We start from the raw sequence: 8433 nt of genomic DNA, 5'->3' as shown, positions 1-8433 counted from the left end.
CTCCCGCAACCATACACATACAGACCAAGCCGTCTCGGATCATCCCGGGGCGGTTTTTTTTATGCCTTTTTTGACGGATTTGCGCCGTTTCTTGGGGATGCAGCGCCGCCCATCGGATCGCGCCTGATACCAGGACGTCGATTTGCTTTTGGGGGTGTTTTGGAGGGTAATGCCTGTGCCCAGCAGGAGATACCCCCTATGCCGCTCAAGGAACTCGAGGTTCGCTACGCCAGTCGGCGCTCCAAGGATTACAAGCTTGGCGATGGCGGCGGCCTTTATCTGCTTGTCCGTCCGACGGGCTCGCGTCTCTGGCGCATGAAATATCGGTTCGGCGGCAAGGAGAAGCTGCTCTCGTTCGGGCGCTACCCGGAGGTTACCCTGGCTGAGGCGCGACTGCGCCGCGCTGAGGCCAAGCTCGCCCTTGCGCGGGGCGAGGATCCCGGTCCCAAGGCTCCCTCGCCTGTGACCAGCTTTGAGGCCGCTGCGCGGGCTTGGCATGGCAATCGGGCTAGCGGGCTGGAGCCGGGGCATGCGGCACGCATATTGTCGCGTCTGGAGCGCGATGTGTTCCCGTCGCTCGGGCAGCGCGATCTCAAGGACATCACTGCAGGCGAAGCTTGTCGGTCATGCCGCTGCCCCTCTGCCCAGGAGATAATCGGCCGCCTTGCTGGCCGCGCTTGCCGCCTTGAAGATCGCCCGCTCATCCTCGCGCAGGACGGCAAGCCAGGAGCCGATATAGTCGCTATGCCGGACGGTGGGCACGATCCCCAGCGACGCGCAGGTAAAAGCGCTGGCCATCTCGGCGACCAGTTCCTCTTTTGCATAGAGCGCTGTGCCGAACCCGCCCGACTGATCGCGCGCCAACCGGCTGCGATGGCCCGTCCAATGACCCATCTCGTGAAGTGCCGTGCGAAACCAATTGATCGGCTCATGAAAGGCAGCCTGCGGCGGCACGGCGACATAGTCACCAGACGGAGAATAATAGGCTTCGCCGCCGCCGATGCGAAAGTCCGCCCCGCTGTTTCGGATCAGGCTGTCGGCCTCGGCGATCGACACCAGCGGCCCGGGCAAATCGGGCACATGAGACAAGTCTTCGGGCAGCCCCTCGCACTGGTCGACGTTGAAGACGGTAAAGCGCTTCAGGAACGCAATCGTCCGTGCCTCGCGATCCTCTTGGCCCGCGCGCTCTTCCTCGGCCTTGGGGACGAACCGATCCGCATAGCAGATGACGCATCCCTTCTCGCCCTTGCGGACACCGCGCCCGCCAGTCAGCAGGTGGAGCAGGTCATTGCCGCAATCGCTGACGGCACGGTGCCAGCGGACATTGGCAGGCAGATCATCGACGCCATCAGCAGTTTGAGCGCCATTCGCGTTGGCGAGCAGTTGGAGGCGCGGATCGAGGCATTGGAGGCGGCGAGCAATGGGCGAGCGTAAAATGAAATTATTTGCACTTCGCTGCAAAACGGGCCGAGCGATGGCGGCGGCTCCGAAAATCCACTCATAGGGGCACCCTGATGCCGATCATCCGAACCGAACGAAACTACGTCCATGCCCACGCCATTGGCGACGACGATGTGTTCGTGCGTGCGTCGTTCTTTGGATACGACGAGGCGGGCAACCGCGTGCTGCACCACATGCCCTATCGCGGGATAGAGGAGTATCAGGCGGAAGTGGACTGGGCGGTCAGCATGGCGGACCGCATGGCACATCCGCTCTATGTCGTGCCGTTCAGCTATGACGACATGCTCGTGTCAGGGCGCTTTGACCCCCTCTGCAAAGCGGTCGCGCGCATGACCGATCAGGAGCGCGGGCAGATGCGGCGGGGCATCATCAAGAGCATGATCGAAGTGCTCCGCGACTGCGACGACTGGCGCGTGCGCGCCGATGCCTATGACATTCTGGTCCAACTGAAGGTGACATATGAAAGCTGACATACCGTTGGCGGAGCGCCGCCGTATTGAACGCGAGCAGCAGGCGGAGATTCGCGCCATGCTGGCACCGCGTCACTTTGCTACCATGCGGGAGCAGATGGCGATTGATGCGGTGATGCAACGCTTGGAATGCGAAGCCCTCATTGAAGCCGCGCCTGCCATCTATGCAGCGATGGGGCGCAAGGCTGTTCCCGCTGCACCAGCGCCGGAACCTGTGGTCATGCTCGAACCCACTCCACCGCCTGCATCCGTGCCGGTGGTGAGCTCTGGCGCGCCCGACATGCCGTTTGATCTGCGTTTCCACCTCGGACTGAAATAACCACATGGCATGCATCCGCGCCCTTCAACGCCGCATCAAGCGGATAGAGGAAGCGGAGAAGCCGAAGCCGTCGCCCTTCACGGTCATGTTTGGCTCGTTCGATGCTTGGGTCGAGCATGAGGTGCTGCCTGGCATTGAGAGCGGAGCGCTGGACCGGCGGGACATGGTGGCGGTCGTCGCTGCCCTCCGCAATTGGGAGCATGACGGGACATGGAGCGCCGTTCAGGTAATGCGCTAAAAATTACTTCGCATAGTCAAGAGGGCTAGTTGACGCGCTTTGAAGCGAGTTGGTCACAAAATGGAGATCAATAATTAAGCCCCATAGTGGCCAGGGTCCAGTTGCAACAAGACCGCTCTTCGAAGCATATAGGCCGGCATCAATCACCAATGCCCCAAATATATCTGGGCAATTGTTCAGATTTGATTGAAGCGGTGGCATTGTCTTCCAGCCAGTATAACCGACGGCAAACATGGGAATTTGAGGCTGCGGCCCAGCACCAAAACTCATAGTCGCACCAAACGATCTCTTGAGAGGTGCAAGAGCCTTGGCGGTATTAACGGCGTCGTTCCATTGGTTGGATAGGTTCGATTTTACTTCAATCACTGCCGCAGCAGATTCTGCAAGGTAAAGACGACTTTGTCCGGCTCCTACCATCGGCAGGGAAGGCGCAAATGGATATTCAACGACTACATCCAGTTGTCCGCTTTTGGCTCCAGCAGCATCAGTCGCATCACCTGTTCCGAACCGATAGATGGGGGGAAGCACCTTGCTTAGAAACTCATCAACAAACGCGGCCCGCTCTTGCCCAATCGTCGCTGACGATAATCCTACGCTGCTCTGATGCACGCCATTTAGAATGGATTGCAAACCTGTGAGGCGTTGCAGAACATGTTGATTTGGCATTCGTCCCCCATTGCAACTGGCGGAAGAGGTGGGATTCGAACCCACGGACGGGTTGCCCCGTCGCTGGTTTTCAAGACCAGTTCCTTAAACCACTCGGACACTCTTCCATACCGATTCAGCGGCGCGGCTAGGAATCTGCTAGATGGCGGCGCTGCCGCTCGCCTTAGCCATTTCTCGACACGTCGCTAAGCGATTCTAACTACACCCCTTTTTCGTCGACCCACGCTGCCGAGCGCCGAAACCCCCAACAGCTTTCAAGACCGCTGCCTTAAACCACTCGGCCACACTTCCGTTGCGACGCTTCCTAGCGAAGCGGGCGAACAAGCCAAGGGCAAAAATGACAATATTGAGGGGAATGGTCGTCCATTCGCGACTTCGTATCGGATAGGGGTTTCGCCGGTCGCCCTGGCTGTGCCACAAAAGGTCATGGCAGATTCTCGGTTCAATTCGCTGGCCATTGCGCTGATGATGGGTTTTTCGACGGTTGTGGCAGGATTGGCTGCGCCACAGGTCGCGATCGCGCAGGATGATGGGGACTTTCGCGCCTATCTGGAATCCCTGCGCCCCAAGGCACGCGCCATGGGCATTCGCGACGCGACGCTGGACGCTGTCTTCCCGACCCTGACGATCAACCCGCGCGTCGTGGCGCTGGATCAGAGCCAGCCGGGCGGCGGCGCCTATTCGCCCATTCCCAATTTCGAGCCCTATCGGGTCAAGCATGTCGATGCCGCGCGGATCAGTCGCGGACGCGCGGTCTATTCCGCCAATCGCGCACGGCTGGCCCGGATCGAGGCGGAAACCGGCGTGCCCGAGGAAATCATGGTCGCCATTTTCGGCCACGAAACCAATTATGGCTCCTATACCGGCGATTTCGACCTGATCCGGTCGCTGGCCACGCTCGCGCATGAAGGGCGCCGACGCACCTTGTTCGAGCCGGAATTGCTGGCGACGCTCAAGATGCTGAACGATGGCGTGCCGCGCAGCCGGCTGGTCGGCAGCTGGGCCGGGGCGACCGGCTATCCGCAATTCCTGCCCTCGGTCTATCTCAAGCTCGCCAAGGATGGCGACGGCGATGGCCGGGCGGACATCTGGACCAGTCAGGCGGATGCGCTGGCCTCGATCGCCAATTATTTCGTTGCGGCCGGATGGCGGCGGGGCCAGCCCTGGGGCGTAGCGGTCAGCGTGCCGACCAGCTTCAACCGCGCCTCGGTGGCGGCGCGCACGACGGCGCCGCGCTGCCCGCGGGTCTTCAACCGCCACAGCCGCTGGCTGAGCATGGCCGAGTGGCGCAAGCTGGGCCTGTTCCCGGCCAGCGGCATCTGGCCAGCGGACACTGTCATGGCGACCCTCCTGGAGCCGGATGGGCCGGGCAAGACCGCCTATCTGCTGACCAGCAATTACCGCGCGATCCTCGACTATAATTGCTCCAATTTCTACGCTCTTTCCGTGGGGTTGCTGGCTGATGCGGTCAAGCAATAGGAACTGGCTCGCGCTGGGCGGCGCGGCGTCTCTGCTGGCCTCCTGCGGCAGCGAGCAGGCCGTTGCGCCGCCGGCCCCCCGCCCGGCAACACCTGTAACGGTGCCAGCGGTTGCGGACGAGCCGGTCAAGATCGGCGAACCCTATAGCGTGGGCGGCAAGACCTATGTCCCGGCCGATCCGGTCAATTATGACGAGGTCGGCTATGCCAGCTGGTATGGCGAGGAGGCGATTGGCAAGCCGACGGCTAATGGCGAGGATTTCGTGCCGTCGGCGATCAGCGGCGCGCACAAGACCTTGCCCCTGCCAAGCTATGTCGAGGTGACGGCGCTCGACAGCGGCCGCACCATCCTGGTCCGGCTCAACGATCGTGGTCCGTTCAGCGACGACAAGCTCATCGACCTGTCGCGCGGCGCGGCTGAGCAATTGGGCATCACCGGCGATGGCGCCGCGGCCGTCCGCGTCCGCCGGGTCAATCCGCCGGAGCAGGAAAAGGCATTGCTGCGGGCGCAGCAGTCCGCGCCCGTGCGGATCGACACACCGCAACCGCTGCTGAAGGTGCTGCGCGAGCGTCTGGCGCAAGTGCCGGCAAGCCCGCCGGCGCAGGTCCAGTCGGCACGCCCCATCGTTCAGGCGATCCCGGCTGCGAGCAGTTCCAGCCGTCGTGGCGCATCCTTCGATACGCCGGCGCCACCCGCTCTCAAACCGGCCCCGAAGACGACAGCGCCTACAAAACCCGTATCTGGCGGCTATGTCGTTCAGGTTGCCGCTCTTTCTTCCCAGAGCCGGGCCGAGGCGCTGGCCAGGCAGATCGGCGCGCATGCCGTGGCGGCCGGTCCGGTCTGGCGAGTGCGCTATGGTCCCTATCCCTCGCAGGTGGCAGCGCAAGCCGGCGTGAAAGAGGCGGCAGCGAAGGGCTTTGCGAATGTCCGTGTCATGGCTAATGACGCGCGCTAATCATAGCGATGCGTCCAGCGAATCTATCCAGTCGAAGGCTTGAGTTCATGAAGAAAACCGTTGCCGCCACTCTCTTCGTCGGGCTGCTGGCCCAGCCGCTGGTTGCGGCAGCCCCGCCCTATACGAGCGAGGCGCCGATCGCCTATCTCAAGGATCTTTCCTCGGGCGCTGTCCTCTATGACAAGGGCGGCGAGACCCGGATGCCGCCGGCCTCGATGGCGAAGATGATGACCGCGCATGTCGCCTTCCGCCTGATCCAGAAGGGCGAACTCAAGCTCGACACCAAGTTCACGGTTCGTCCTGAAACCTGGCAGCAATGGCACGGCCCCAAGGCCGGATCGACCATGTTCCTGTCGGTGGGCGAGCAGGTGTCGGTCGAAAATCTGCTGCACGGCATCGTCACCCTGTCGGGCAATGACGCCTGCGTCGTGCTGGCCGAGGGCATTGCCGGCACCGAGCAGGCGTTCGTCGCACTGATGAACGAGGAGGCCAAGCGCATGGGCCTCAAGAACAGCCATTTCGGCACAAGCAATGGCTGGCCTGACGAGGGCGTGACCTATGTCACCGCCGAAGATCTGGCCAAGCTTGCCGAAGCCACGATCGTAGAAACGCCGGATCTCTACAAGAAATTCTACGCCACCCGCTCCTTCACCTGGGGCAAGACCATGGGCGGCTCCGACATTGCGCAGGCCAATCGCAATCCGATCCTGGGTAAGATCGCGGGCGCCGACGGCCTCAAGACCGGCCATACCGAAGAAGCCGGTTTCGGCTTCACCGGTTCGGCCGAGCAGGATGGTCGTCGCCTGGTGATGGTGGTTGCGGGCCTGACCAGCTTCAACGGCCGGATCACCGAATCCGTCCGCTTCATGGATTGGGGCTTCCGCGCCTGGAAGGCACAGCCGCTGTTCAAGAAGGGGCAGACGGTCGAGACGGCCGCGGTTCAGTTGGGCAGCGCATCGACCGTGTCGCTGGTCGCGCCGCAGAATATGGCGGTCACCATGCCGCGCACCGCGTCGGCCAATGTGAAGGTGAAGGTCGTCTATACCGGCCCGATCAAGGCGCCGATCGCTAAGGGCCAACAGATCGCCCAGCTCATCGTCCAAACCCCGGATACACCGCCGCAGGTGTTGCCGCTGGTTGCCGGTGAAGATGTCGCGGAAGCCGGCATTTTCGGTCGTTTGTGGAATGGTCTGAAGTCCTTCTTCGGGTGATAACAGGCCGTTTCATCACGCTCGAAGGCGGCGAGGGCGCCGGCAAGTCGACCCAGCTTCGTGCGCTGGCGTCGGCCTTGCGCGCGCGCGGGCTGGAGGTTGTCGAGACCCGCGAGCCGGGCGGCAGCGAAGGGGCGGAAGCGATCCGCGCCATGCTGCTGACGGGCGGCGCGGACCGTTGGAATGCTCGCGCCGAAGCTTTGTTGTTCGCCGCCGCGCGCGCCGACCATATCGAAAAGACCATCCGCCCGGCGCTGGCCCGTGGCGCCTGGGTTCTGTCCGATCGCTTCCTCGACAGCAGTCGCGCCTATCAGGGGCAGGGCGATCTCAGCGATGCCGACATATTGACGTTGCACCAGATCGGCAGCGCCGGCTTCCTGCCCGACCGCACCCTGTTTCTGACCCTCCCCGAAACGGAAGCGGAAGCCCGCGCCCATGCCCGTGACGGCGACGTGTCGGACCGGATTGGCGGCCGCGACCGCAGCTTCCACCGTGCCGTGGCCGATGCGTTCGTCCGCTTTGCCGCCGATGAGCCGGCACGGGTCCGCGCGATCGACGCGTCGGGCGCGGCTGAGGATGTCACGGCCCGGCTGCTCGCGGCACTGAACGACCTACTGTCATGACGTCACTGGTCGGGCACGACGCCCAGGCGCAGACCCTGCTGGCGGCAGCGAGCAGCGGCCGCATGCATCATGGCTGGATCTTGAGCGGCCCGCGCGGCATCGGCAAGGCCAGCTTCGCCCGCGCCATGGCGATGCGCCTGCTGGCGGATGCGGCCGGCCCGAAGATCGAGGACGAGGGTCTCGCCGTTCCCGAAAGCCACCCGATCCGGCGCCTGATCGAGGCGAGCGCGCATCCCGATTATGCCGAACTGGCACCGCTGGAGAAGGACGGCGTTACCGCACGCAACATCAGCGTCGACCAGGTGCGCGGCCTGCAGCGGCTGATCCAGTCGGCGCCGTCACTCTCTTCCCGTCGCATCGTCGTGATCGACAGTGCCGATGATCTGGAGCGCGGCGCCGCCAATGCCCTGCTCAAGACGTTGGAAGAGCCGCCGGCGGACATGATCTTCCTGCTGGTCAGCCATGCGCCCGGCCGGCTGCTGCCCACCATCCGTTCGCGCTGCCGCACGATGCGCTTCGATCCTCTGTCGGACGGGGCCATGGCGACGGTGCTGCGGCGCGAGGATGAAAGCCTGTCCGGGCCGGAACTCGACGCCCTGCTGCGCGCCGGGGAGGGTTCGCCCGGTCGCGCGCTGCGCTATGCGGGCCTCGATCTTGCGGGCCTCGAAAAATCGCTGCTCGCGATCGCTGCCGACGGCGATCCTGGCAATCGCGAGCGCTTGCGCCTGGCCAAGGCGTTGGCGGGCAAGGCGGCCAAGCCGCGTTACGAAGCCTTTCTGGAGCGCGCGCCCGCCTTCATTGCCCAGGCCGCCCGGACCCGGCATGGCCCGGCACTGGGCAGCGCGCTCGATCATTGGGAAGCAGCCCGGCATCTGGCGGGCGGCGCGGTGATCCTGTCGCTTGACCCGGCCTCGGTCGTTTTCGAGCTGGGTGGGCATGTCGCGGCACTGGCTGAGGCCGCGACCTGAAAAGCGACTTTGCGGCGACGCGAACAGCCGCTAGGGAGGCTGC

Annotated in this window: 10 protein-coding genes, 1 tRNA gene and 1 pseudogene; 9 read left to right on the top strand and 3 right to left on the bottom strand. The window is 63.6% G+C overall.

Annotation, left to right across the window (positions count from 1 at the left end):
- Positions 1-198: 198 nt before the first annotated feature.
- Positions 199-567, top strand: a pseudogene (locus ACUCV3_RS02685) (integrase arm-type DNA-binding domain-containing protein); the annotation flags it as partial.
- 57 nt (positions 568-624) lie between these two features.
- Here ACUCV3_RS02685 and ACUCV3_RS02680 read toward each other — a convergent pair.
- A complete protein-coding gene (locus tag ACUCV3_RS02680) occupies positions 625-1461 on the bottom strand; it encodes an ArdC family protein (RefSeq protein ID WP_482240373.1) in 837 nt (278 codons plus the stop codon).
- A 53-nt stretch (positions 1462-1514) separates the two neighbouring features.
- Here ACUCV3_RS02680 and ACUCV3_RS02675 point away from each other — a divergent pair, with 53 nt between their 5' ends.
- From ACUCV3_RS02675 to ACUCV3_RS02665, 3 genes are read left to right on the top strand one after another with little or no spacing between them, the layout of a single operon-like run.
- Positions 1515-1931, top strand: a complete 417-nt coding sequence (locus ACUCV3_RS02675) for a hypothetical protein (RefSeq protein WP_048937065.1) — start codon at positions 1515-1517, stop codon at positions 1929-1931.
- Positions 1921-2250, top strand: coding sequence for a hypothetical protein (locus tag ACUCV3_RS02670; RefSeq protein ID WP_482240372.1), 330 nt, complete (start codon positions 1921-1923; stop codon positions 2248-2250). The genes ACUCV3_RS02675 and ACUCV3_RS02670 overlap by 11 nt, the downstream gene beginning before the upstream one ends.
- A 4-nt stretch (positions 2251-2254) precedes the next feature.
- The gene (locus tag ACUCV3_RS02665; RefSeq protein ID WP_279776384.1) at positions 2255-2488 is read left to right on the top strand and encodes a hypothetical protein; all 234 of its coding nucleotides are present in this window, start codon (positions 2255-2257) and stop codon (positions 2486-2488) included.
- Positions 2489-2491: 3 nt separating this feature from the next.
- Here the strand turns inward: ACUCV3_RS02665 and ACUCV3_RS02660 are convergent, their stop codons facing one another.
- Both ACUCV3_RS02660 and ACUCV3_RS02655 read right to left on the bottom strand, forming a co-directional pair.
- Positions 2492-3154, bottom strand: coding sequence for a DUF6602 domain-containing protein (locus tag ACUCV3_RS02660; protein ID WP_482240371.1), 663 nt, complete (start codon positions 3152-3154; stop codon positions 2492-2494).
- A 17-nt stretch (positions 3155-3171) separates the two neighbouring features.
- A tRNA-Ser gene (locus ACUCV3_RS02655) sits at positions 3172-3261 on the bottom strand.
- 319 nt (positions 3262-3580) lie between these two features.
- On the opposite strand from ACUCV3_RS02655, the gene ACUCV3_RS02650 reads away from it, so the two are divergent.
- From ACUCV3_RS02650 to ACUCV3_RS02630, 5 genes are read left to right on the top strand one after another with little or no spacing between them, the layout of a single operon-like run.
- Positions 3581-4633, top strand: coding sequence for a lytic murein transglycosylase (locus ACUCV3_RS02650; RefSeq protein ID WP_048937068.1), 1053 nt, complete (start codon positions 3581-3583; stop codon positions 4631-4633).
- A complete protein-coding gene (locus tag ACUCV3_RS02645) occupies positions 4617-5588 on the top strand; it encodes a septal ring lytic transglycosylase RlpA family protein (RefSeq protein WP_279776383.1) in 972 nt (323 codons plus the stop codon). Before ACUCV3_RS02650 ends, ACUCV3_RS02645 begins: the two co-directional genes overlap by 17 nt.
- A 47-nt stretch (positions 5589-5635) precedes the next feature.
- Entirely contained in the window at positions 5636-6799 is a 1164-nt protein-coding gene (locus ACUCV3_RS02640; RefSeq protein WP_004207133.1) for a D-alanyl-D-alanine carboxypeptidase family protein, read from the top strand.
- Positions 6796-7422 (top strand): dTMP kinase, encoded by a 627-nt coding sequence (gene tmk / locus ACUCV3_RS02635; protein ID WP_279776382.1) that lies wholly within the window; start codon positions 6796-6798, stop codon positions 7420-7422. The genes ACUCV3_RS02640 and tmk overlap by 4 nt, the downstream gene beginning before the upstream one ends.
- Positions 7419-8390 (top strand): AAA family ATPase, encoded by a 972-nt coding sequence (locus ACUCV3_RS02630; protein WP_279776381.1) that lies wholly within the window; start codon positions 7419-7421, stop codon positions 8388-8390. The genes tmk and ACUCV3_RS02630 overlap by 4 nt, the downstream gene beginning before the upstream one ends.
- The last annotated feature ends 43 nt before the right edge of the window (positions 8391-8433 follow it).

It is taken from the genome of Sphingobium sp. VMM, from assembly GCF_056790315.1.
This window is presented reverse-complemented; position numbering and strand designations above follow the sequence as displayed.

What these genes read in the sequence shown, in the direction of transcription:
- ACUCV3_RS02660 (WP_482240371.1), bottom strand. Translation starts at nt 3,154, where the DNA reads ATGCCAAATCAACATGTTCTGCAACGCCTCACAGGTTTGCAATCCATT.
- ACUCV3_RS02645 (WP_279776383.1), top strand. Translation starts at nt 4,617, where the DNA reads ATGCGGTCAAGCAATAGGAACTGGCTCGCGCTGGGCGGCGCGGCGTCT.
- ACUCV3_RS02675 (WP_048937065.1), top strand. Translation starts at nt 1,515, where the DNA reads ATGCCGATCATCCGAACCGAACGAAACTACGTCCATGCCCACGCCATT.
- ACUCV3_RS02640 (WP_004207133.1), top strand. Translation starts at nt 5,636, where the DNA reads ATGAAGAAAACCGTTGCCGCCACTCTCTTCGTCGGGCTGCTGGCCCAG.
- ACUCV3_RS02630 (WP_279776381.1), top strand. Translation starts at nt 7,419, where the DNA reads ATGACGTCACTGGTCGGGCACGACGCCCAGGCGCAGACCCTGCTGGCG.
- ACUCV3_RS02650 (WP_048937068.1), top strand. Translation starts at nt 3,581, where the DNA reads ATGGCAGATTCTCGGTTCAATTCGCTGGCCATTGCGCTGATGATGGGT.
- ACUCV3_RS02665 (WP_279776384.1), top strand. Translation starts at nt 2,255, where the DNA reads ATGGCATGCATCCGCGCCCTTCAACGCCGCATCAAGCGGATAGAGGAA.
- ACUCV3_RS02670 (WP_482240372.1), top strand. Translation starts at nt 1,921, where the DNA reads ATGAAAGCTGACATACCGTTGGCGGAGCGCCGCCGTATTGAACGCGAG.